General features: G+C 63.3%; 23 protein-coding genes. 10 read left to right on the forward strand and 13 right to left on the reverse strand.

Annotated elements, in window-relative coordinates; genetic code table 11:
- Nucleotides 1–12 precede the first annotated feature (12 nt).
- On the reverse strand, nucleotides 13–1,110 hold the full coding sequence (locus FJ973_RS14060; RefSeq protein WP_140521366.1) for a CaiB/BaiF CoA-transferase family protein: 1,098 nt from the start codon (nucleotides 1,108–1,110) through the stop codon (nucleotides 13–15).
- 122 nt (nucleotides 1,111–1,232) lie between these two features.
- Here FJ973_RS14060 and FJ973_RS14065 point away from each other — a divergent pair, with 122 nt between their 5' ends.
- Together FJ973_RS14065 and FJ973_RS14070 are read left to right on the forward strand one after the other, a co-directional pair.
- Complete coding sequence (locus tag FJ973_RS14065) at nucleotides 1,233–2,255, forward strand: LLM class flavin-dependent oxidoreductase (protein ID WP_140517317.1); 1,023 nt, start codon at nucleotides 1,233–1,235, stop codon at nucleotides 2,253–2,255.
- 52 nt (nucleotides 2,256–2,307) lie between these two features.
- Complete coding sequence (locus tag FJ973_RS14070) at nucleotides 2,308–2,955, forward strand: ThuA domain-containing protein (RefSeq protein WP_140499244.1); 648 nt, start codon at nucleotides 2,308–2,310, stop codon at nucleotides 2,953–2,955.
- A 23-nt stretch (nucleotides 2,956–2,978) separates the two neighbouring features.
- On the opposite strand, the gene FJ973_RS14075 is transcribed toward FJ973_RS14070, so the two are convergent.
- Nucleotides 2,979–3,398 carry a VOC family protein gene (locus FJ973_RS14075; RefSeq protein WP_140499242.1) on the reverse strand — a complete coding sequence of 140 codons (420 nt, stop codon included), beginning with the start codon at nucleotides 3,396–3,398 and terminating at the stop codon, nucleotides 2,979–2,981.
- Nucleotides 3,399–3,465: 67 nt separating this feature from the next.
- Complete coding sequence (locus tag FJ973_RS14080) at nucleotides 3,466–5,493, reverse strand: amidase (RefSeq protein WP_140556286.1); 2,028 nt, start codon at nucleotides 5,491–5,493, stop codon at nucleotides 3,466–3,468.
- A 374-nt stretch (nucleotides 5,494–5,867) separates the two neighbouring features.
- Here FJ973_RS14080 and FJ973_RS14085 point away from each other — a divergent pair, with 374 nt between their 5' ends.
- On the forward strand, nucleotides 5,868–6,068 hold the full coding sequence (locus FJ973_RS14085) for a hypothetical protein (RefSeq protein WP_140556292.1): 201 nt from the start codon (nucleotides 5,868–5,870) through the stop codon (nucleotides 6,066–6,068).
- Nucleotides 6,069–6,133: 65 nt separating this feature from the next.
- On the opposite strand, the gene FJ973_RS14090 is transcribed toward FJ973_RS14085, so the two are convergent.
- Both FJ973_RS14090 and FJ973_RS14095 read right to left on the reverse strand, forming a co-directional pair.
- Nucleotides 6,134–7,282 carry an amidohydrolase gene (locus FJ973_RS14090; protein WP_140556294.1) on the reverse strand — a complete coding sequence of 383 codons (1,149 nt, stop codon included), beginning with the start codon at nucleotides 7,280–7,282 and terminating at the stop codon, nucleotides 6,134–6,136.
- 98 nt (nucleotides 7,283–7,380) lie between these two features.
- Complete coding sequence (locus FJ973_RS14095) at nucleotides 7,381–7,824, reverse strand: SRPBCC family protein (protein ID WP_140499234.1); 444 nt, start codon at nucleotides 7,822–7,824, stop codon at nucleotides 7,381–7,383.
- 248 nt (nucleotides 7,825–8,072) lie between these two features.
- Here FJ973_RS14095 and FJ973_RS14100 point away from each other — a divergent pair, with 248 nt between their 5' ends.
- The 4 genes from FJ973_RS14100 to FJ973_RS14115 are packed head-to-tail and all read left to right on the forward strand — an operon-like array spanning nucleotide 8,073 to nucleotide 11,921.
- A complete protein-coding gene (locus tag FJ973_RS14100; RefSeq protein WP_140556295.1) occupies nucleotides 8,073–8,933 on the forward strand; it encodes a xanthine dehydrogenase family protein subunit M in 861 nt (286 codons plus the stop codon).
- Nucleotides 8,933–9,409 carry a (2Fe-2S)-binding protein gene (locus FJ973_RS14105; protein WP_140556297.1) on the forward strand — a complete coding sequence of 159 codons (477 nt, stop codon included), beginning with the start codon at nucleotides 8,933–8,935 and terminating at the stop codon, nucleotides 9,407–9,409. Before FJ973_RS14100 ends, FJ973_RS14105 begins: the two co-directional genes overlap by 1 nt.
- 2 nt (nucleotides 9,410–9,411) lie before the next feature.
- The gene (locus FJ973_RS14110; protein ID WP_140556298.1) at nucleotides 9,412–11,676 is read left to right on the forward strand and encodes a xanthine dehydrogenase family protein molybdopterin-binding subunit; all 2,265 of its coding nucleotides are present in this window, start codon (nucleotides 9,412–9,414) and stop codon (nucleotides 11,674–11,676) included.
- Complete coding sequence (locus FJ973_RS14115; RefSeq protein ID WP_140556300.1) at nucleotides 11,676–11,921, forward strand: MoaD/ThiS family protein; 246 nt, start codon at nucleotides 11,676–11,678, stop codon at nucleotides 11,919–11,921. Before FJ973_RS14110 ends, FJ973_RS14115 begins: the two co-directional genes overlap by 1 nt.
- Nucleotides 11,922–12,275: 354 nt before the next feature.
- Here the strand turns inward: FJ973_RS14115 and FJ973_RS14120 are convergent, their stop codons facing one another.
- The 5 genes from FJ973_RS14120 to FJ973_RS14140 are packed head-to-tail and all read right to left on the reverse strand — an operon-like array spanning nucleotide 12,276 to nucleotide 16,283.
- Nucleotides 12,276–12,905, reverse strand: coding sequence for a hypothetical protein (locus FJ973_RS14120; protein WP_140556302.1), 630 nt, complete (start codon nucleotides 12,903–12,905; stop codon nucleotides 12,276–12,278).
- Between the two features lie 45 nt (nucleotides 12,906–12,950).
- A complete protein-coding gene (locus FJ973_RS14125) occupies nucleotides 12,951–13,241 on the reverse strand; it encodes a DCL family protein (protein WP_140556304.1) in 291 nt (96 codons plus the stop codon).
- A gap of 9 nt (nucleotides 13,242–13,250) precedes the next feature.
- Nucleotides 13,251–15,197, reverse strand: a complete 1,947-nt coding sequence (locus tag FJ973_RS14130; protein WP_140556306.1) for an ATP-binding protein — start codon at nucleotides 15,195–15,197, stop codon at nucleotides 13,251–13,253.
- Entirely contained in the window at nucleotides 15,184–15,705 is a 522-nt protein-coding gene (locus tag FJ973_RS14135; RefSeq protein WP_140556307.1) for an ABC-three component system middle component 5, read from the reverse strand. Before FJ973_RS14135 ends, FJ973_RS14130 begins: the two co-directional genes overlap by 14 nt.
- A complete protein-coding gene (locus FJ973_RS14140) occupies nucleotides 15,702–16,283 on the reverse strand; it encodes an ABC-three component system protein (protein WP_140556309.1) in 582 nt (193 codons plus the stop codon). The genes FJ973_RS14135 and FJ973_RS14140 overlap by 4 nt, the downstream gene beginning before the upstream one ends.
- A 23-nt stretch (nucleotides 16,284–16,306) precedes the next feature.
- Here FJ973_RS14140 and FJ973_RS30905 point away from each other — a divergent pair, with 23 nt between their 5' ends.
- From FJ973_RS30905 to FJ973_RS30910, 3 genes are all read left to right on the forward strand, one after another.
- Nucleotides 16,307–16,591, forward strand: a complete 285-nt coding sequence (locus FJ973_RS30905) for a hypothetical protein (protein WP_181170905.1) — start codon at nucleotides 16,307–16,309, stop codon at nucleotides 16,589–16,591.
- Nucleotides 16,592–16,873: 282 nt separating this feature from the next.
- Nucleotides 16,874–17,707 (forward strand): methyltransferase domain-containing protein, encoded by an 834-nt coding sequence (locus tag FJ973_RS14145; protein ID WP_246675880.1) that lies wholly within the window; start codon nucleotides 16,874–16,876, stop codon nucleotides 17,705–17,707.
- A 201-nt stretch (nucleotides 17,708–17,908) separates the two neighbouring features.
- Nucleotides 17,909–18,052 carry a hypothetical protein gene (locus tag FJ973_RS30910; RefSeq protein WP_181170906.1) on the forward strand — a complete coding sequence of 48 codons (144 nt, stop codon included), beginning with the start codon at nucleotides 17,909–17,911 and terminating at the stop codon, nucleotides 18,050–18,052.
- A 9-nt stretch (nucleotides 18,053–18,061) separates the two neighbouring features.
- Here FJ973_RS30910 and FJ973_RS14150 read toward each other — a convergent pair whose 3' ends face one another.
- The 3 genes from FJ973_RS14150 to FJ973_RS14160 all read right to left on the reverse strand — a co-directional run bounded on the left by FJ973_RS14150 (nucleotide 18,062) and on the right by FJ973_RS14160 (nucleotide 22,868).
- Nucleotides 18,062–20,269: a cation:proton antiporter gene (locus FJ973_RS14150; protein WP_246675881.1), complete on the reverse strand. Its 2,208-nt coding sequence runs from the start codon at nucleotides 20,267–20,269 to the stop codon at nucleotides 18,062–18,064.
- Between the two features lie 475 nt (nucleotides 20,270–20,744).
- The gene (locus FJ973_RS14155) at nucleotides 20,745–22,013 is read right to left on the reverse strand and encodes a DUF763 domain-containing protein (RefSeq protein ID WP_140556312.1); all 1,269 of its coding nucleotides are present in this window, start codon (nucleotides 22,011–22,013) and stop codon (nucleotides 20,745–20,747) included.
- Nucleotides 22,014–22,175: 162 nt separating this feature from the next.
- Nucleotides 22,176–22,868, reverse strand: a complete 693-nt coding sequence (locus FJ973_RS14160) for a DUF2270 domain-containing protein (protein WP_140556314.1) — start codon at nucleotides 22,866–22,868, stop codon at nucleotides 22,176–22,178.
- Between the last annotated feature and the right edge of the window lie 193 nt (nucleotides 22,869–23,061).

Consider the following 23,061-nt stretch of genomic DNA (forward strand, 5'->3'; position numbering starts at 1 on the left):
CGGGTAGCCTATTCAACGACTTGCGGCTGGATCCGCAAGTTCGGCACGAATCTCCGCACCATGTTCGTCGCGTGCCGGACTTTTCGCCGGTGCCTTTGCCGTCCGTTTGGAAAAACGGGGGGCGGAGGCAGCTTGGAGCGCGCCATTCTCGACCAACCAGGAGCCGCGTGCGGCCATGTGCGGATGCAGCGCCGCCTCATGCGGGCTGAGCACAGGCCCGACGCAGGCATCCGTTCCTTCGAACAATTTCATCCACTCGTCTCGGGATTTTTCGGCAAAGATCGCTTCCAGCCGGCTGCCGAGCTCAGGCCAGAGGCCGCGGTCGAACTGAGCGGCGAACTGCGGATCGCCGCCCAGACCAAGCCTGTCGAGGAACAGCGCATAGAATTTCGGCTCGACGCACTGGACGCTGATGAAGCCGCCATCAGACGTGCGGTAGACGCGGCACCAATGCGGTCCGTCCAGAAGGCTCCGGCCACGCTCGGCGGCAAGCCCGCCGGATGGTGCGAGCGACATCAACAGGTTCATCATATGGGCCGAGCCGTCGACGATCGCCGCGTCGACGACCGTGCCTTCACCACCGGCGCGGGCGTTCATGATGGCGGCCAGCATGCCGATCACCAGATAGAGCGCGCCGCCGCCTATGTCGCCGACCAGCGTCGGCGGCGCCATTGGCGGCTCGCCCGGCAGGGAAGCATACCAGAGTGCGCCCGACACGCCGGTATAGTTCATGTCGTGGCCGGCGGTGCGGGCGAGCGGGCCTTCCTGCCCCCAGCCGGTCATGCGGCCATAGGCCAGGCGAGGGTTGGCGGCCAGACACACATCTGGACCAAGCCCGAGACGCTCCATCACGCCCGGCCGGAAGCCCTCGATCAGGCCGTCGGCGGTGGCGATCAGGCGCATCAGCACGGCAACGTCCTCGGCATCCCTGAGGTCGAGCGCGATAGAGCGCTTGCCGCGATCGAGCAGCGAGCGCTCGGGAAGGCCCGGCACGGATGCATGCTTGCGGTGGACGACGATCACGTCGGCGCCGAGATCGGCGAGCAGCATGCCGGCAAAGGGCGCCGGCCCCAACGCCTCGATCTCGACGATGCGGATTCCCCTGAGCATCCCACCCTCCACGGCATTCAAACTTTCGGTAAGGCACACTTTTGCTGTCACGCAGGGGCGACGGTGTGTAACCCTGCTCTTTTGGCATTGAAGCACGTGTCGCCGGTATATACGTCAGGGCCATGAAAAAAATCGGTTTCCTGTCATTCGGGCACTGGACGCCCTCGTCGCAATCGCAGGTGCGCTCGGCGTCGGACGCGCTGTTGCAATCCATTGATCTCGCCGTCGCGGCCGAGCAACTCGGCGCTGACGGCGCGTATTTCCGCGTCCACCATTTTGCCCGACAGCTCGCCTCGCCATTTCCGCTGCTGGCGGCGGTCGGCGCCAAGACCAGCCACATCGAGATCGGCACGGCGGTCATCGACATGCGCTACGAGAATCCGCTCTACATGGCGGAGGACGCGGGTGCCGCCGACATCATCGCAGGCGGGCGCCTGCAGCTCGGCATCAGCCGGGGCTCGCCCGAACAGGTGATCGATGGCTGGCGCTATTTCGGCTACGCGCCGCAGGAAGGCAAAAGCGACGCCGACATGGCGCGGCATCACGCCGAGGTCTTCCTCGACACGCTGCGCGGCGAGGGCTTCGCCCAGCCCAATCCGCGGCCGATGTTCCCCAATCCCCCCGGGCTGTTGCGGCTCGAACCGCATTCGGAGGGCCTGCGCGAGCGCATCTGGTGGGGTGCCGCCACCAACGCCACTTCGGAGTGGGCGGCGAAGCTGGGCATGAATTTGCAGAGCTCGACCCTCAAATTCGACGAAAGCGGCAAGCCCTTCCATATCCAGCAGGCCGAGCAGATCCGGATCTATCGCGAGGCCTGGAAGGCGGCCGGCCATGAACGCGAACCGCGCGTCTCGGTCAGCCGCAGCATTTTCGCGCTGGTCGACGACCGGGACCGCGCCTATTTCGGGCGCGGCAATGAGGGCCGCGACCAGATCGGCTTCATCGAGGAGAACACGCGGGCAATCTTCGGGCGCAGCTATGCCGCCGAACCGGACGTGCTGATCAAGGAGTTGGCCGAGGACGAGGCGATCGCCGAGGCCGACACGCTGCTGCTCACCGTGCCCAACCAACTCGGCGTCGACTACAACGCCCATGTCATCGAGGCGATCCTGACCCATGTCGCGCCGGCGCTGGGTTGGCGCTGACAGCCGAGCCGTGTAACCATCGCTGCTGCGGACAGTTCAGGAGGTTCACTGCATGGCAAAGAAGGCCTTGATTGCCTGGGGTGGGTGGGAAGGCCATACGCCCCAGCGCAGCGCCACTGTGGTGCGCGACATGCTGGAGCGCAATGGATACACGGTCACGCTCGGCGAGGGCACGGGGATGTTTGCCGATCCGGAGCTGAACTCATTCGATCTCATCGTGCCCGTCATCACCATGTCGAAGATCGAAAAGTCCGAGCTGCAGAATCTGACGCGCGCGGTTCGACAGGGAACGGGACTCGGCGGTTTCCACGGCACGATGGGCGACAGTTTCCGCAACGAGCCGGACTATCAGTTCATGACCGGCGGCCAATGGGTCGCGCATCCCGGCGACATCATCGACTATCGCGTGGTCATCACCAAACCGGACGATCCGATCACGAGAGGCATTAGCGACTTCGCCTACCGGTCGGAGCAGTACTACATGCATGTCGACCCGAGCAACGAGGTGCTGGCGACGACCACCTTCACCGACGAGCATTTCCCGGGCATCGGCGGCGTCGACATGCCGGTTGTCTGGAAGCGAAGATATGGCGCAGGCAAGGTCTTCTACAGTTCGCTCGGACACACGGCGGATGAGTTCGCGATGCCGGAAATGGCTGTCATCGTCGAGCGTGGTTTGCTCTGGGCCGCGCGGGGGTAGCTGCCCACTGAAACCGCGACAGCCTACCAATCGGCGACGCGATCGCCGCCTGTGAATTGCGCGCTCTTGCCGGTGTATTCGAACAGTTCGATCTTCACGCCGTCGGGGTCGCGCAGCCAAGCCTGATAGGTGTCGTCGCAGGCGAGTTTTTTCGCGGTGACCTCCACGCCCCTGGACGCGATATGCGTGATCGCGGCGTCGATATCCTCCACCTCCAGGCAGAAATGGTTGATCTGGTTCGTCTCGCTGAACCGCGCACCCTCTTTGTGAAAAACCTCGATATGGCTGCGGCCGCCGCAATTAAGGTAGAAACCGAAAATCTTTCCGTCGCGCAGGAAATTGAACTGGATATCAATGCCCAGGACATCCTCGTAGAAGCGCCGTGTCTCGTCCAGATCATTGGCGAAGATGCAGACATGGGCGAGTTGTTTGACCTTGATCATGGCTGGCTCCTCATAATTTCGCAGGTTCACATAGCCCGGCGCGAAATTGGCCCGCGTGGGCTCATCGTCATTCAATCCCGCCGGTGACCACATAGGCGCCCGCGCTGCGTCCATCCCGCAGCCGCATCACCGCCGTGACGATCGAGCCGTAGGGGCCGCGCCAGACGCTGTGGATCCGTTGATGCTCCGCGGCCGGGACAAACGCCCGGCCGGTCAAACGCGCGCCGGCTCGCCGCATCGCTACGGCCTCTCCGTTGACATGCACCTTGATGCAAGCGTGCTCCGTCTCGGTTGCGTCGACGGGGAGGTCGAGCGTGATGACGATCTCGTCCTGATCGCCGCTGTCGCGCGTCTCGGCCGCAAGCTTGATTGCGAGCGCGGGCGCCTCGCCATTGCCGGCTTGAGTGGGCCGGCGCGAAAACACGTCATCGGCCAGTTCGGGCGTGCGCGGCGGGCGTGTGCGGCGCCGCGTGGAGCGCTCGTAATCGCCGGCTATGCGCAACAGCCTTTCATCGTCATAGGCCTTGCCGGCGAAGGTCAGGCCGACCGGCATGCCGATGTCGGCCATGGTGCCCATCGGCACGGTAACGGTCGGGATGCCGAAATGCCGCCACACCAGATTGCCGTTGGCGACCCAGGTGCCGTTGCGCCAGGCAAGCGCCGCGGAGGCCTCAGTGATGTCGGCATCGGCGGGCCCGACATCGGCGACGGCAGGCAGCACGACGGCATCAAGCCTGTTCGCGTCCAGCCAGTCCTCGAAATCGAGCCGCCGCGTCGCTTCCAGCCCTTTCAGCCCGTCCTCCATCGTCGGAATGGCCCGGAACGGCGTGACGCCTGATTTCGCGCGCTCGACATACTGTGCCAAGTCGAAACCGCCTTCATAACGGTCGGGCAGCGTGCCCGGTGGCTGCGGAAAGATTTTCGGGCCGTCGACCGAAACGAGATCGGGAATGTTCAGATCATCGTTCGCGCGCAAAAAATCATCCCAGGCTGAGATGCAGAGGTCCCAGATCTCGCGATCGGCGAAGTCCGGCGGCACCAGAGCGCGGTCGACCATGGCGCGCGCGCCGGGGCGATCGCGCTCGTAGTTGGAGACGACAGGAAAATCGACCTCCATCACCTCGGCTCCAAGCCGTGTCAGGTCCGCCGCCGCTTGCTCCCAGAGATCAAGCACGGAGGCGCGGGTTTCGATCGGCCGGTCGGCGCCGCTGTCGCGGCCGATATACATTCTGGGTACGCCAAGCCGCATGCCTTTCAGCGACCCCGCTAGCGCCAGATCGGTATAGCGCGGCGGTCGGATTTCGGAACTCTTCGGCAGCGCGATCCAGGGCTGCGCGCGCCAGAAATCGCCCCGCGTCTCGGGATCGTCGGCGACGATCACATCCAGCAATTCGAGCATGTCGGGCACGCTGCGCGTGTGCGGCACGACGACATCCATGGTCGGCACCAGGGGCCAGTTGCCGCGCACCGAAATGACACCGCGCGACGGCGTGTAGGCGACCAGCGCGTTGTTGGTGGCCGGCGCGCGGCCGGACGACCAGGTTTCCTCGCCAAGCCCGAAGGCGCAGAAGCTCGCCGCCGTCGCGGTGCCAGAGCCGTTCGAGGAGCCGGACGCGAAGGCGGCGGTCAGGTAATCGGCATTGTAAGGGCTTTCGGCGCGGCCATAGACGCCGCGCTGCATGCCGCCATTGGCCATGGGCGGCATGTTGGTGAGGCCGATCAGCACCGCGCCGCCGGCACGCAGCCGGGCGACGGTGAAGGCGTCCTCGTTGGCGATAAGATGCTCGAAGGCCGGAGAGCCGGCGGCAACAGTCAAGCCAGACACCTTGTAGCTGTCCTTGGCGGTGTAGGGAATGCCGTCGAGCGGGCCGAGCGTCTTGTCCTGACTGCGGCGCCGGTCCGAAGCCGCGGCTTCCTCGAACATATCAGGATTGAGAACCGGCACCGCATTGAGGCTGATGCCGTGCCGGTCGAAATGCGCGATGCGCCTGAGATAAGCACCGACAAGTTCGACGCTGGTGACAAGGCCCTCCTCAAGCGCGCTCCGCAACTGTTCGATCGTCGCTTCGACGATGTGAAAGCTGGCATCGGTCATCTTCTAGCCCTGGCGGTCGTTTCCAGGCATGGATGAGCGAGGCCGCCGGCTTCGGCAAGGGCCAATCGCGATTGACGGTGGTCCTGGCGCGGGTCAGGCGCGGTGCCGCGGTTGCATATCCTGGTTGGCAAAAAGCGGCTGACCGATGCAACCTCTAATAGAGACGGCGCGTCAGGTGCCTTCTGGAGCGGCGAGGTCCGGATCCGGCAACGAGGAGTTGCGCCTCTGGTGTAGTCCGTGGGCAACTATTCGCCAAATAGTAAATATCAGTCCCTCAAAACGACTTGCAAGCGTAAGCTGAACCTCGCAGAAGTTGCGGCGGAAGCATGCATTGAAGAAAACTCATGCCGCCACCCCAGCATGAAAGGGGGATCATGCCTGACCAGAATGCCCTAATCCGCGCTGCTATTGGGCGGCTGCTCTCCGAAAAAACCGGGGTTGCCGCCCTTTCAATGAAGGAAAGCATTGACGAATTGCTGGAGCGAACCGGCGAGACGGTGACCGAGGACCGCCTGCAGGACCTGCTGCTCGATATGGCCGAGGTCCGTGGAATGACGGTTGTTCTCGACGTTTAGCGAGCCATGCCACCACAGCCCGGGCGTGGCGTGCCGGCTCGCCCCGATCGGCCATCCGGCCTGCCTCAGCCCAGCAAATTGCGCGCCGTGCGCATGAAGATCTTCGACCCGATCGGGATCAAATCGTCGGGGAAATCATAGTCGGGATTGTGCAGGGCAGGGTGGCGCTCACCGGCGCCGAGGAAGAACATGGCCGACGTCGCGCTGTGGCCGAACAGGCCGAAATCCTCCGAGGCGCGCATCGGCAGGGCTTCTTGCGTGTGCGCGACGCCCTCTTCGTCGAGGGCGCGTTGCAGATGCTCCACCGCGTCCGGCGCGTTGACGCTGGCGACGAAGATCTCGTGGTAGTCCCAGCTTGCGGACAGGCGATGCTGGCCCGCGATCTTCGTGACCAGCGCTTCCGCGGCGGCGCACAGATCCGCCATGCGCTCGTCGCGCCTGGTGCGCAGCGTCGCCCAGACCTCGGCATGGGCGGGCGCGATGCCGAACACGGCCTCGCCCATCTCGGCGTGGGTGACGGTGACCATGCCGAAATCGTCGTCGGCGAAAGTTCCGCGCCCGAGCGCGGGCAGGGCAGGCATCAACGCGCTGATCGCCGGCATCGGCGAAATTCCGGTCTCGGGCATGGAGGAATGCGCGGTCTTGCCCTCCAGCACGATGCGCATGCCGCGCGAGGCACAGTTGACCACGCCGGGCTTGAGCCGCACCTCGCCGAACGGCACGCCGGGCAGATTGTGCAGCGAAAAGGCGAAATCGGGCGCGATCTCGCCGAAACGGGGGTCGGCGACGACCCCGGCGGCCCCATTGCCGGTTTCTTCCGCCGGCTGGAACATCAGCACGATGCGACCGCTGGCGGGCCGCTCGCGCCCGAGCTGGCGTCCGAGCGCCGCCAGGATCGCGGTGTGTCCGTCATGGCCGCACATATGCGACTTGCCTGGCACGCGCGAGGCATGCGGCACGCCGGACAGTTCTTCGATCGGCAGCGCGTCGAGTTCCGAACGAAACAGGACGGTTGGTCCGTTTTTGCCGCTGTCGTAGACGGCCGCGACACCATGCCCGCCCAATCCGGTCAGCACCTTGTCGGGATTGGTATCGGCGAGGAAGTCGACGACGGCTTTTGCCGTCTTTTCCTCCTCGTTCGAGATTTCCGGCTGCTGGTGCAACTTGCGCCGCCATTCGCTCAGCTCGACGATGTCCCGGTTGGTGAGAGTCATGATTTTGGCCTCCGCTGTATCGCTCACGACGCGCCCGATCGACCGGGCGCGTCGGAAGGATAGCTAGCGGCAAATGGCTGAAACCGCCACCGTCTGGCCTATTGATTTATCTCGGGCTCGACGAGCTTTGCCAGGTTCCGCAGCGACTCCTGCCAGCCGAGATAGCAGGCCTCGACCGGGATGACGTCGGGAATGCCGGCCTGGGTGATGTCGATCTCGGTGCCGACAGATACTTTTTTCAGGGTTACGGTCACCTGGATCTCGCCCGGCAGATTGGGATCGTCGAACCTGTCGGTGTAGCGCAGGCGCTCACCGGGAACGAGTTCGAGATACTCGCCGCCGAAGGCATGGCTGTCGCCGGTGGTGAAGTTGCGGAACGACATCTTGAACGTGCCGCCCACCTTGCCCTCGAAGTGATGAACCGTGCAGGTGAAGCCGTTCGGCGGCAGCCACTTCGCCAGCGCGTCGGCCTCGACGAAGGCGCGATAGACTTTTTCCGGGCTGGTGGTGAGAACACGGTGCAAACGTACGGTGCCGGGCATATCATATCCTTTCATAATGCCTGTTCGATGCCCCAAGGACGAGCGGGGCCCGGCCAGTCCGACACCGGCTCCTGGAATTTTTTCAGAGCCTCGGCCGCGGCCTGCGCGACTGGCTTACGCCAGTTCAGCCTGGGTTGGGACTCGATTTTGCGGCGGCTGGCCCAATCGTCGAAAATGACGAACCGGATAGCCATTATGAGGAGACTGTTTATAACGGTCGCTGAGATCGCTGTGACCAAGGGGAGACGATGCGCTACATACGTCCACTTTCAATCGAAGATGCCGTTGGCCACTTGGCCGGATCAGCCGGAACGGCGGCCATTCTCGCCGGAGGCAGCGACCTGCTGGTGAGGATGAAGGGCGGCTTCATCGAACCCGAACTGATCGTCGACATCAAGGCGATCGCGGCCTTGAGCGAAATCAGGGAAACGGCCGACGGCTTCAGCATCGGTGCGGCGGTGCCCTGCGCGGTGCTGGGAGAGAACGCGGCCCTGAAGAAGGCCTGGCCCGGCGTCGTCGAGGCGGCCAAGCTGATCGGCTCGAAGCAGGTGCAGGGACGCTGCACCATCGTTGGCAATCTGTGCAACGCCTCGCCGGCGGCCGACAGCGTGCCGGCGCTGGTGGCGGCCGGCGCCAGGGCGGTGATCGTCGGGCCCGCGGGCCGGCGCACCATTGCGGTGGAGGCGGTGCCGACCGGACCGGGCAAGACGTCGCTCGCCAAGGGTGAGATCATCGAGGCGATCCTGCTCGACAGCCAAGCGGAGCGCTCGGGCGACGCGTATCTCAGGTTCATTCCCCGCACCGAGATGGATATCGCGGTGGTCAGCGCCGGCGTGAACCTGACGCTCGACGAGCAAGGTGTCGTCAAGGCGGCCCGCGTGGCGCTGGGCGCCGCCGCGCCCACGGTGCTTCTGGTGCAGGAGGCCGCCGAGGCCCTCATCGGCAGGACGCTGGACGAAGCCGCGCTCGAGCGGCTCGCCAAGGTCTGCTCCGGGGCCTGCCGGCCCATCGACGACAAGCGGGGCACGATCGAGTTCAGACGGAAAGTCGCGGGCGTGCTGGCCAGGCGGGCCGCCACGTCAGCCTACAAGCGTGCAGGAGGCAAGTGATGGCCGGTGTAGCAGTTTCAACCACGATCAACGGCGACAGCGTCGAGTATCTCTGCCAGCCCGACGAGACACTGCTCGACGTGCTGCGCGACCGGCTCGGGCTGACCGGCGCCAAGGAAGGCTGCGGCACCGGCGACTGCGGCGCCTGCAGCATCATCCTCGACGACCGGCTGGTGTGCTCGTGCCTGGTGCTGGGCGCGGAGGCGCAAGGGCGCCGCGTGGAGACCGTCGAGGGCATGGCGCATGGCGACCAGTTGCATCCGCTGCAGCAGAAGTTCCTGGAGCACGCCGCGCTGCAATGCGGCGTTTGCACGCCGGGCTTCCTGATCGCGGCGAAGGACCTTTTGGCCAAGAATCCCGACCCGACCGAGGAGGAGATCCGCTTCGGGCTGGCCGGGAATCTGTGCCGCTGCACCGGCTATGACAAGATCGTGCGCGCCGTCCAGGACGCGGCAAGCGTGATGAAGGGAGCCTGACGATGAATTTCGATCCGCGTTTTTCCAATCGCAATTTCGCTTCGGTCGGCACGCGTCCCATCCGTCCCGACGGCGTCGACAAGGTGACCGGCCGCGCCCGCTACGGCGCCGACTTCAACATGGCCGGCCAGCTGGTCGGGCGCGTGCTGCGCAGCCCGCACGCGCACGCCAAAATCAGGAAGATCGACACTTCGAAGGCGGAAAAGCTCGCCGGCGTGAAGGCGGTGATCACCGCCGCCGACCTGCCCGACCTCACCGACGGCGATGCCGCCATGTACGACATCCTCGACAATTGCATGGCGCGCACCAAGGCGCTCTATGACGGCCATGCGGTGGCCGCTGTCGCCGCGATCGACGCCCGCACCGCCAGGCAGGCGTTGAAGCTGATCGAGGTCGACTACGAGGTGCTGCCGCATGTCACCGATGTCGACGAGGCGATGCAGCACCACGCCCCGCTGATCAACGAGACCGTTTTCACCGAGGGGCTGGAGGAAAAGCCGGTCAAGCCCTCCAACGTCACCAAGCGCAGCCAGTTCGGCCATGGCGACGTCCACCAGGGTTTTGGGCAGGCCGACTTCATCGTCGAGCGCTCCTTCAAGACCGAGCAGACGCACCAGGGCTATATCGAGCCGCATGCCTGCGTGGCCAATGTCAGCTCAGACGGCACGGCGGACCTCTGGGTCTGCACTCAAGGGCATTTCGTCTACCGCCAGCATTGCGCGCAACTGCTGGGCATGGAAGCCTCGAAGCTGCGCGTCACCTCCTCGGAGATCGGCGGCGGCTTCGGCGGCAAGACCCATGTATGGGCCGAGCCGGTGGCGCTCGCTCTGTCGCGCAAGGCCGGCCGCCCGGTGAAGCTGGTGATGACCCGCGACGAGGTGTTCCGCGCCTCGGGTCCGACCAGCGCCACCTCCATCGACGTCAAGATCGGCGCCCGCAAGGACGGCACCATCACCGCCGCCGAGGCGACGCTGCGTTACACCTGCGGCCCCTATGCCGGCACCTGGGCCGAGATCGGCGCCATGACGGCGTTTGCCTGCTACAGGCTGGAGAACGTCAAGACCGTCGGCTTCGAAGTGCTGGTCAACCGGCCGAAGACCGCGGCCTACCGCGCGCCGTCGGCGCCGATGGCGGCCTTCGCGGTGGAAAGCGCCGTCGACGAGCTCGCCAAGGAGATCGGCATGGACCCGGTCGACTTCCGCATCAGGAACGCGGCGCAGGAAGGCACGCGATCGTCCTACGGCCCGGTCTATGGCCCCATCGGCATCGGCCCGACGCTGGAGGCGGTGAAGAACCATGCCCACATGAAGGCGCCGCTTGGTAAGAACCAGGGCAGGGGCATGGCCTGCGGCTTCTGGTTCAATTTCGGCGGCCAGACCTGTACCGACCTCAACATCGGCATGGACGGCTCGGTCTCGCTTGCCGTCGGCACGGTGGATGTCGGCGGTTCCCGCGCGTCGCTATCGCTGGTGGCGGCGGAGGAGCTCGGCATCGATTATTCGCAGGTCAAGGCCGTCGTCGCCGACACGTCCAGCCTCGGCTACAACGACATGACCGACGGCAGCCGCGGCACCTTCTCCTCCTCCATGGCGACCATCTCGGCCGCCCGCAACGCCATCAAGGTGCTGCGCGAGCGCGCCGCGCAGATGTGGGACATTTCCGTCGACGACGTGGTCTGGGAGCAGGGCCATGCGGTGGCCAAGGGCGAGAAGCACGGCAATCTCGGCAAACTGTCGCTGAAGGAGATCGCGGCGCAATCCGGCAAGACCGGCGGGCCGATCGCCGGCCATAGCGAGCTCGTCGCCGACGGCGCCGGCGTCTCCTTCGCCACCCATATATGCGACATCGAGGTCGACCCCGACACCGGCTCGACCAGGGTGATCCGCTATACGGTGGTGCAGGATGCCGGCAAGGCGGTGCACCCGACCTATGTCGAGGGCCAGTACCAGGGCGGTGCCGCGCAAGGCATCGGCTGGGCGCTCAACGAGGAGTATATTTACGGCAAGGACGGGCGGCTGCAGAACGCCGGCTTCCTCGACTACCGCATCCCGGTCTGCTCCGACCTGCCGATGATCGACACGCAGATCCTGGAAATCCCCAACCCCAACCACCCCTATGGCGTGCGCGGCGTCGGCGAAACCTCGATCGTACCGCCGCTGGCAGCAATCGCCAACGCCGTGTCGAACGCGGCCGGCGTGCGCATGACCCACATCCCGATGTCGCCTCCGCGCATCCTGGCGGCGATCGAGGCGGAACGGGAAGGCTGATGGTCCAAGTGACGCTCTGGGGGGCGCTTGCCGCGACCGCCGGAGGCCAGAGCAAGGTCGAGGTCGAGGCCAAGGACATAAGGGAACTGTTCAGGAAACTGGCTGAACAGTATCCCGGCCTGGAGCCGTTGATCGACCGGGGGATCGCGGTGGCGATCGACGGGGTGATTTACCGGGATACGTGGGGGAAGAAGCTGCCGCAGGGGGCGGAGATTTTTTTGTTGCCGAGGTTGGCTGGGGGGTGAGGGGGAGGCGCCTCGCCGCGATCTCTTAGCATCGAGGGTGAAGACGTCTTTGATAGGGGCCGAGAGGGGACGGTCAGGTCTTGGCGGCGGTCACGCAGATAGCTGCCGCTTGGCAGCCGACCTTACATTTGTCGTTCGGCGCCCTGTGTCTCTGCCGAGAACATTCCATTTGTTCAGCGACAAACAATCGTCCCAGGACGAGCGGAAACAGATATATGGCATTAACGCCTGCCGATTGGGTTACTCGGCGGCGCCTCGCGCACCCAGTCATCCGCGTCGACAAATCCGATTCTACTAAGATTAGTCGAGCGTTTCGGGCGATAGAACTCGATGAACAGCAACGCAGGACGCCATCTAAGCAGCTAGATCATTGAACTTTTGGAGAAACGCCTCTTGAAGAGCCACGTCTTTTGTAAGCTCCAGGCCATAGTCGTCGATGTAGCTCTCGATAAGAGACTGAAAGCCATCGCGATAGACGACCTTCTTTTGGCAATCGACCGGGACCGGCCCGTTGACCCAGATAATCCAGCCATCTTTTGTTCTGGCTTCGTGTAGAAGGGCGCAACGCACATTGCTGTAATAGTCGCCGGCATCAGCCTCTGAAAAGAGTTTGTCGAACGGCGCTGTTTGGAAAAGGAACCTGACGAAGAGGTCGCGGCTACCGCTGTACTCATAGGGTGGTTGCGGATTCCTGTGCCGATAATTTTTGCCTGCGCGCGTGGCAGCGAGGAATTCAATCAGCGCACATTGGATCGAGGCTATAGTGAAGCCTTCACCTTCCCACGCGCCTTTTTCGCGTATCATACCGATTGGCTTCAGATATCGGCTGCGCAGTCTGGCCAGAAGGAAACTGTCAAATGCTTCCGCCCAAAGCTGCGCGTTGCCCCCAGGAACAAGCTGCCTCGCAAAATTTATCCAATCTTTGTTGGTCTTGCCCGGTGCGATAAGTTCCGGTCTGGGGCTGAAAGGTGAGATCTGACTCAATTCAAATCTCCCATTGCGAGCAAAGAATGAAAGTCAGCGCGCATCCTAAACGCAGATCTTGTATGAGAAACGCTCTTCCGTTTCGTCGGTCCGCAATATCCAAAAACATTGGGTGCCGTAGTCGGCCGATCGCACCTCGAAGCCGCGGACACCTGCTCCGATTTTCGTGCGCGCCTCCGGGTGACGCTTCAAAGCTTCAGCAAGGAACGCCGCGTCGGTTGCGCTGACAGAAGACCCTGGACGATAGCGATTGAGCATCGCTTTCATATAGTCCAAGGCGTCGCGCTTCTTCTCGAATTTTTCCCCTGCGATTTCGATTGGTTGCGCTTTCGCCATGAGAACCTCCTACGCTTGCTCGGTGCTATCGACCTTGCGTGGAAGAAAGCCAAGCGTGCCTTGTTGGCGGGTCGAATGTCTACCGACGAACAGCTCCGGCCTGATTCCGGGCCATGGCATTGCGGTTGCAAGGATGACTTGGTGCTCGACTTGGGCTCGGTCAGAAATCTCGATAACCTGCTTCTGGAAGTTGTGGCTTCTCGCTTGCTCGATACCCTTATCCTCGGTGATATCGATCATCAAGAAGCGGGGATGGCGGAACTTCCGATCCTGTAAAGCCGCCTCGAGAAAGCCGACCAGAAAGGCGGCTTTCAAAACGACACGCGAGCTGGCCGAGAAATATGTGTGTTCATCGACTGTGATGGTGTTCTTGGCGAAAGAAAATTGAACGTGCTCCGGGTTCTCAAATGAATCCTGGCGCTTCAAATCGCCGCGCAAAATTTCGATGATGTTCTTTTCGATACTCGCCTTGGCCGTCCGCAAGCGATCGGTTTGGCTCAACTGAAGACCGCTTATGCGGATTCCCAGTGATTGAATATCCTGATCCAACTGAGCTTTCTTGGCAGCTAAGTCGCCGATCTTATTAGCCAGCTTCACCTGTCCTTCAATGTCTTCGATCGATTTATCGATGTAGCCGAGGCGGCGCTGAAGATCGCGAATTTCCTCGCGAGCTTTCGACGTTGGAACCGAGCTGAGATCGGCGAGCTCTTTGGCTTTCATCCGCCATGTTCCCTGTAGGGCGCTCAGTTGGGCTTGGAAAGCTTTTAGCCGGTCAGCTCTGATCTCCTGCAACCGCTCGGACTGTCTGACCTGTATCGAAAGCTCATTGATGATTCCGACGATCCGCTCTCTCGCGCGTTCGGTGTCGAGCGGCGTCTTGCAAAGATGGCAAGCCGAGACCGTGTGTTCGTGATCGACGACTTCGGCGTAGCACGCCGGACAAATCCCAAACCGGGCCGTGCCTACGACCTCCGTAGCCAAGTCGGCATCGCGCAATGCTTCAAGTCTGGAATTTAGGGTCCTTATGAAGGCAGCCGAGTCCGAAAGCTCAAATTCTAGGGAATCCACTTCAGCTTGATTTTGCCGAATATCCAACTGAAGCTTTTGGACCTGTTTGTAGAGCTCTTTCTGAGCCTGCATCGTGATTTTTTCGGATGACTGGCTGGAGTAGAAGGCTTCTTCAGCGACCAAGAGCCGAGTGGAGAGGGATTCTCGCTCATCGACCAGCGTCTTTCGGCGCTGCTCGATCCAATCGAGCGTCATGCTTTCATCGCCGCCACCAATGACGCGGAATATGCTTTTGAGCTCGGCGGATGCCTCTGTGAATTCGCGCTCCTTCGTGCGTTTCAGTTGCTGTAGCTCATAGATTTCCGTGTCGAACGCGCCGCACAGCAGGTTGCCAACAGCTTCGCGAAGGTTTTCCGGATCGTAGCCTTCAAATCTAAAAAGGCTCTCGGTCGGTGATAGCTGATCAGCGTATAGAAGTCGGAGAATCTGATGGATCGTAATGCTGGACGTGCCTTCAACTGCCACGTCGGGCATGTCGAGGAGCCGGAAGATCGCCTGGGAGAAGCTCTCTTGGCTTTTGGAGCGAGCGTACGGGTATCGCTTCCAAGCCTCAATCGGCGCTGAAACGGATTGCTCGTAGCGGCCTCCGAATATTTCCATGGCAGATTGAGATGAGACATCAATCTGCCGACGAAGCACCGCAGGATTGCCATTGAATTCTGCCTCCAGCCATACGTGCTCGCACAAAAGCGCATGCTCGCTCCAGGCCGAGCGGTCGAGGTCGCCGCCAAGCCCAAAAAACAGGAAGTTCATGATAGTCGATTTGCCCGAGGAGTTATCGCCTCGGATAACGTTGACGCCGCAATGGAAAGCTTCATCGTAAAGAACCGCAGTTCCGCGCTTTACGACGAGACGCTTGATGATGAGGCAGGGATCATACCGAATCATATCGGTATTCCAAAAGCCCGGTCCGATCTTTCAGGCCGTCACGCCCCCCGAGAGGATAGCGCGCTCTGATCTGACACAGGATGTCGATGATATCCGTCATCTGAGCGTTCACCGCCGAGCAGCGCTCGGCAACAGCCGGCGGCAGCATCTCAGGCGTGAACTGTACTTCATTGTTATCCCATGCCTCGGGCGCGAGGTGGCCGCTATGCGCAAGGCTCGCGGCTGCCGCCCTTTGGAAGGGCTCCATTCTCGCAAAGATGGTGCTGTCCTCCGGCATCGCGCCGTAGGGCGCGCGATCTTCGTATGACTTGCTGACTTTTCTCCAACCTGTATCGCTTGCAAAGAGCTTCATCGCCTGAAGCCGAAAAGGGAAGAGAAGGTAGAAGTCGAGAATGCGCAAAGTGTCGAACGGCAGCCTGGCGCCGATGTCGCAAGCGAGATGAAGTCTCAGAAACCTGAAGACCGCGTGATATGGATCGAACGCTTCGTTGTAGGTGAGCTGGGTCATGCCGCGACCGCGCTCTCATGCCACTTGATGAAGCATTGCTCCGCCAGCCAATAAATCATGCCCTGAACAATATTATGATTCACGGACATAAGATCGCCACCACATTCTTCCACAATAGGATTCACAATGCGGTCCATCACGAGCGCGTTTATTTCCTCAGGAGTCTTAGTCTGTATCTGACCATATATGACGTGCGTGAATTCGTTTTCAGCCCTAGCAAGTATATGAACGAAAATCTGCTGTGCTGATGAGTAGAGAGACCATCGCTCGAGAAGCTTCGCGAACATCTCTTTTTTCTCGATCGCCTCGTCGTAGTAGCCGAGACGGCCGCTCGCTTTGAGTTTGGCTTCCAGGCCGTCGATTCCATCGGTGGTGCGGCGCGTGTGATATCGCGCGAGTTCATCCATCGTGGATTGGGTCTGTTCGCTGCAGTCGTACTGCTCCTTCAGCTTGAGAAGCAGCTTTTCAACCAGACCCTTTTTGGGTTCCTGGTTGTAGTAGTCGCGACCAGCGATGTTGCCGCCTGCTTTAGCGCCTTGTTGGTTGGCAATCGTGCCGTCTTGTGTCGCGATTTCCATGGGTGATTTCGTACCGTGGGCTAGTGCTTGTCGCGACCCACGATGTCTCCACCCGCACGCGCGCCCGATTGATCGGTTGCGGTGCCGTGTCGATCTGCGCGGACATTCTTCGTGAAGTGGAACGTGAGCAGAGAGCCACCTATCGCGCCAGCAACCAAACCGCTAAGAAAATTCCAAAGATCGAAGACCATGTGATTCCCCCAACATTTGTTTACGATAGGTTTGCCTGCCTTTTGTTCTGTGAGCAACAGTTTATGGTTATGCACAAGCTTGCGGCTGGCATGCCAAAGCGGCAGACGGCGCGTTGATTTGCATGCCGCTTTGGTGAGCGTTGCATTACAGTCGGCGGATTTCGATCATGCGATGGCTCCGTCAATCGATGTTCCGCATTGCTTCCCAAAGCCCCCAAACAATGTCTGCTTTCGGCAACGTACGAAATCAGCTAACGACCAGAACGAGGCGCATCCTGTCCATCCAGCCTTCAACTGACGAGGCAATGACCGGCGCTGGTTCCACCCAAATTCGCAGCCATTGCGTGCCGCCGCTCGGTGCGCTTCTATCCGTACCGCGCCCATCGGGGGGGAAATCATTTGTCTGCCAGGAACCAAACGTCCACCGGTCACGAGGCGAGCGAGGCCGGTTGGCTCGACCTTCATTTCGAATCGTCGCGCCCCGAATATGAGGCGGCCTTGCTCGATGCCGGCATCCGCCCGGGCTGGCGCGTGCTCGATGCCGGTTGCGGCAGCGGCGGCTTCCTGCCGCTCATCGCGAGCGCCGTCGGCCCCTCCGGCTTCATCGCCGCGCTCGACCTCGCGCCCGAAAACATCGCCCGGGTCGAGGCGCTCGCGGGCACGCTGTCCGAGCCGCCGGAAATGGCCACGCATGTCGGCAGCATCCTGTCGCTGCCCTTCGCCGACGCATCGTTCGATTGCGTCTGGTCCGGCAATGTCATGCAGTATCTGACGCCGGCCGAGTTCGAGCTTGCCGTCGGCGAGGCCAGGCGCGTGCTGAAGCCGGGCGGCATCTTGGCGGTCAAGGATTTCGATTCGACCATCTTGCAGATCCTGCCCATGGACCGGGCGCTGCTGGCGCGCTTCATGGCAGCCAGGCTCCAGGGATTTCGCGAGCGGGGCGTGCTCGGCACCGATTGCGGTTCGACCCTTCCGGCGCGCCTGCGCCAGGCTGGCCTGGAGGTCGTCAGCCGCAAGGGCTGGCTGGTCGAGCGCTGGGCGCCCGCGCCTCGCTTCACGCGCGACTATGTTGCCGACCTGCTGGCCTATTTTGCAAGCGTCGCGCCGAGCTATGCCCTGCCTGATGCCGACCAGGCCTACTGGCAGGACCTGAAGCAGCGGCCGGATCGCCTGCTCGACGATCCGGATTTCTGCTACCGCGAGTTCTTCGTCATGGCGGTTTGCCGGACATAGCGCTCCGCCGCGACGGCCGAAGCCGCGGCGCTGCGCGAGGCCCCAGGCAAACCCGGTTCCGAGATCGAGGCTGAGCCAAGCCGCATTCGCCAGCTCTCCACTCAAATGGCCGGCTTTCGAGCGAATTTCTTCGCGAACCGTTAATTCGGCCGTGCTGTTAATAAGCATCTGCTAATGAACTGGTTCGCGCGGGGGTACGCAATGACCAAGAATCTCGGCAATGCACGCTATGTGCCGCCAAAGGAGCCGCAAGGCTCGGCCCTCGGCAAGGTCGCGCCGGCCTTGTTTCCGCTGGCCGTGGTGGCGCTGGGCTATGTGATCGGCAGGCAGTTCTTCGGCCTATAGGCTCGGCCATCAGGCACCGGTTTCGGCCGCGGCTTCGGGCCTTGCTTCGGCGCGGATGCGGTCGCTTGCCACGAGCACGACCGGGCAGGGGACGGCGGCCAGCACCGCCATGGCGGTGTCGCCGAAGAACAGTTCCTCGCCCGGCCGCTGCGTGACGCCCATCACCACCATCGCCGCCCCCTTGGCCACTTCCCTGGCGATCGCCTTGTCGGGGGTGGCGCGGGCGCGGATGGCGGTATCGACGGCAACGCCGTAGCGGTCGGCGAGATCGACGACGTCCTTGAGCACCGCCTCCTCGCGGCGGTGCGAAACGGTGCCTTGCCGGGCGCCTTTGCGCGCCTGCGAGACATAGAGCACCTTGACCCGCGCCCGGTGCGGCCTTGCCAGCGCCAGGGCGAAATCGGCGGCGCGGCGCGACACTTCCGTGCCGTTGACGGGCACCAGGATGGTGGTGCCCGCGCGCAGCACCGGCATCTTGCCCCCGGCGCCGGCACCGTTCAGCACCAGGCAGAGCGGACCGTCGAAGCCGCTGGTCATGTCGTTGAGCGCCTCGGTGAACGATCCCTTCTCGGTCAGCATGGCCTCGAGCCCGACCAGCAGCAGGCCATAGCCCTTGCGCGCCTCCTCGGCGATCGTCCGTGCGGTCGCTTCGCGTTCGCTGCGGGCGGTGAGATGCACCTTCTCGACCGGCGTGTCCTCGGCCTTGCTGACCGCTTTGGCGCTTCTGGCGGCGCCCTTCTTGACCTCCTTCAAGGCACGCTCCGGGCCCTTGTCGCGGGCCGGGCCGGCAAGCCTGCCGTCCTTGAGGTGGAGAAGCGTGGTCGGCATGCCGCTGCCGCCGCCGACCAGGCCCGCGAGATAGGCGGTGAACTTGCCGACCGGGCTGTCGTCGACCAGCAGCAGCAGCCGTTCCAGCTTGGAGACGAAGCCGCGCTCGTCGAGCAGCTCGCGGTCGACGCGCTGCTTCTCGGCGTCTTCGACGGGCAGCCGGCCGAGCGCCCAGCGCAGCATGGGCGGCATGGCGAGCGTGGTGATGACAGCCATGGTGACGATCATGGTGAACAGATTGTGGGACAGGATGTTCATCGACAGGCCGATCGAGGCGACGATGACCTCGGTCGAGCCGCGCGCGTTCATGGCGCTGCCGACGGCGGTCGCCTCCTTCAGCGTCATGCCGGCGAAGCGGCCGCCGATGAAGGCGCCGCCGAACTTGCCGATGCTGGCGATGAGCACCAGCGCCAGCGTCAGCAGCGCCAGCGTCGGGTCGGCGAGCACGGTGAGGTCGGCCGAAAGCCCGGCCATGCCGAAGAAGATCGGCATGAAGAGCGCCGTGATGACGCCGCGCAGCTGGCTCTCGATGTGGCTGGACAGGATCGGGGACTCGCCGACCAATATGCCGGCGACGAAGGCGCCGAGCACGGTGTGGACGCCGATCAGATTGGTGATCAGCGCCATCACGCCCATGATGATCAGGATGACCGATATGACGGCGTATTCGCTGCGGAAGGAGTCGTTGCTCCAGCGGATCAGCGTGAACACCAGCCGGCGGCCGATGGTGAAGGAGAACACCATGAACAGCGCCACTTCGGCCACGGTCACCACCAGCGGCACGATTTGAAGGCTGCCGTTGGTGGCGATGCCGAAGGTGACGGCGATGATCAGCCAGCCGATCGTGTCCTCGATGATGGCCGAGGAGATGATGACCTGGCCGAGATTGCGGCGCATGAAGTTCATCTCGCGCACCACCATGGCGACGATCTTGACCGAGGAGATCGACAGGGCCGTGCCAAGGAAAAGCCCGGCGACGACGCGCTCGCTGGGGTCGGGCAGCAGCGTGCCGGGCAGGAACTGCGCCAGCGCGAAACCGCAGGCAAAGGGCACGACGACGCCGGTGACCGAGATCGAAAAACACGCCGCGCCCACCCGGCGCACCAGGCGCAGGTCCGTCTCCATGCCGGTGAGCAGCAGAAGCAGCAGGACGCCGAGCTGCGAGACCGCCTCGATCATGCTCTTCTGCGCGGGGTCGCTCGAGAAGATCAGCTGCTGCGCGCCGGGCCAGAGCCAGCCGAACAGCGAAGGCCCCAGCAGGATGCCGCCGATCAGCTGGCCCATGATCGCCGGCTGGCCGTAGCGCTGGAAGATTTCGCCGAGGCCACGACCGACCAGAAGCAGAAGCATGATCTCGGCGACGAAAACGCCCTCCGCCGAGCCGCCCATGCCCGCTGCGTGGCTGCTTGCCTGGGCGGCCCAGGCCGGGCCTGCTAAGGCAAGGACGGCGGAAGGGATGAGAATGGCAGGAAGAAATCTCGTTTGCGGCCAGTGCCTAATCATCCAACCCCTCAACGCGGATCAAGTCCGCTGCGCATAAACGTGCAATGCCGCGCAAGGTTGCGGCAGGTCGGGCCAATCTGTTCCGGCCGATCTGTTGGGGTAAGTGCCGACATAGGAGACAGCGCTCTTCTCCCCGTCGCTATACGGGGAGGAGGTGCCGGCAGACGGATGAGGGCAGCGCCGACATGGGAGAAATACAGGATCCAGATGCTATTTGCCGAAAGCTTGGCGCCGCCCCTCATTGTCCTGCCGGACATTTCTCCCCGTATAGTGGCGGGGAGAAAGGCCCATACCGGCTGGACGCCGCCCGCGGATTGCTTCGCCAATTGTCGGCGTAGCGGCCGCGATCGGCGATCTAGCCCTACTTCTTGGCGCCCTCCGGCAAAGCATCCTCAGGCAGCGGCTCCGGGCCGAAGACGCTGCGGCCGCCGAGCAGATGCGACTGGTCGAACTCGCCGGCGACGATCTCCTTCAGGCTCGGGCCGGTGACGTAGCGCTCCAGTCGCCGCGCCTGGCCGTCGAGCCGCTGCAAGGCGGCAAGCTCCTCCTCGCGGCCGAGCTTGGCCTTGGCGACCGCCGACTTCATGACGGCGATGGTTTCGTCATAGACCTTCAGCGGCACCGGAAAGGGATGCCGGTCCTTGCCGCCATGCGCCAGCGAGAAGCGCGCCGGGTCGGAAAAGCGGCAGGGCGCGCCATGCACCACCTCCGCCACCATCGCCAGCGCCCGCACCGTGCGGGCGCCGACGCCCGGCACCAGCAGCAATTCGGGAAAGTCCGTCGGACCGCTCTCGATGGCGGCCGAGATGTTGCCGTGGAGCCGGCGCATGACGATGTCGCTTTCGCGCACGTCATGGTGCGCCGGCATGACCAGATTGGGCAGCATTGGTTGTGCACTGTCGCGCTTTGCTTCAGTCGCCGCAGGCTCGATGGCGGCGAATTCGTGCACGATCCGGTCGGGACCGAGCTGGCGCAGAAGATCGAGCTGGCCGCTGCGCGAGGCCTCGGCGCGATGGTCGGTGAGGTTGACGATCTCGCCCTGCCGCTCGCCCTCGATGGCCGCGTGCGGCTGGTCGACGAAACTCTTCAACCCTTCCGACAACCAGTGGTAACGGCGCGCCTGCCTTCTGTCGCCGTTCATGCCTTGCTGGACGACCACCCAGCGGCTGTCGTCGGTGACGATGAAGCCGTGCAGATAGAGGTCGAAACCGTCCTGCACGGCGGCGCTGTCGACCTTGGCGACCAGGCGGCTGGCCGTGGCAAGGGCCGCGCCGTCGAAGCCCACGCGTTCGCCGATCATCTCCAGCTCATGCGGCGTCTTGCGCGAATGAGCGCCGCGTCCGCCGCAGACATGGATGCCGAGCTCGCCCGACAGCGGCGTCAGCCCGCGCTTCAGCGCGCCGATGACGCTGGTGGTGATTCCGGACGAATGCCAGTCCATGCCCATCACCGCACCGAAGGACTGGAACCAGAAGGGATGCGCCAGCCGGCGCAGCAGCTCGTCGCGGCCATAATGGTGGACGATCGCCTGGCACAGCACCGCGCCGAGCCGCGTCATGCGGTCGCCCAGCCATTTCGGGACCCGTCCGCCATGCAGCGGCAGGTCGGCGCTGCCGCTTCGCTGCGTCACTTGTTTCGATGCTCCGTGGCCGGCCGCCCGAGGACCGGATCTGTCCCTCTAGATGGCATCCATGCGGCTATTTTCCAAGCCGGCACGCAGGCGCTCATTCGCGGTTTGATTCAGGATGGCGCCTCACCCGGTTGTTCGCAAAGCGTTTTTGTCCATCGCGGACTAGACATGCACGTCTCCGAAGGAGAGTTCGCCGTTGTCGTCGGGCGTCAGTGAGGCGACGGCCAGCAGGCCGGCAAAGAGGATGGCGACCAGCGTGACGATGACCAGGCCGGGCACGGGACCCAGGGCGGCGGCGCTGACGGCCTCGCGCAATGTGCCGACGAAACCCACCGGCGCGGCCCGATCGAGCAGGCTCGGCGTCGATAGTTTGAGGATCCAGGCGAGCAGCAGGATCAGCATCATATGGATGTAGTTGCGGCGCAAACGGCGCGCCAGCGCCACCCGCTGCGAGACCAGAAATTTCGGCGTGCGCAGGCTTTCGCCGACGATCAGCAGCCAGTCCGAGGCGAAGTCCGGCTGCGGCGAGAATATCTGCGCGAAATAGTGGCGCTCGAACTGGCGCACGCGGGCGCGGTAGACGTCAAAGAAGCGGTAACGCCGTGCCTCGATCCACAGCAACAGCAGCACCAGCAGCATGGCGAACAGCAGCACGCCGTGATGGGCACTGGCCGTCGACAGCGACACCGACAGCATCGCGGCCACGACGGTGATCGCCCAATTGCTGGTCCTGTCGATACGGTCGCGCCATCCCGCCATGCGGGCAATCTCGGCGCGATGGAAATGCGACATCACGGTGACCATTTCGCCAGGCGTAAGTGTCCTGCCGACGGGCGTTGCCGGCGCATCGTTCATAGTTCCCTCCCAACCCTATGGAACGCCTCGAACGCGATCTCGTTCCGCCGACGGCGGCTCGCGCCAACCCAGGCGGACTTTCGGCCAATTCTATCGCGACGGTGGTGCGCCGAGGCTTTTCAAACGCTTGGGCAGGTCCGCTCAGCTTCTGAGTCCGGGTCCGAGTGGCTCTGGCTCTTGAGAATCCCTTTGC

The sequence above is a fragment of the Mesorhizobium sp. B2-1-3 genome, from assembly GCF_006442495.1.
Classification (GTDB): Bacteria; Pseudomonadota; Alphaproteobacteria; order Rhizobiales; family Rhizobiaceae; genus Mesorhizobium.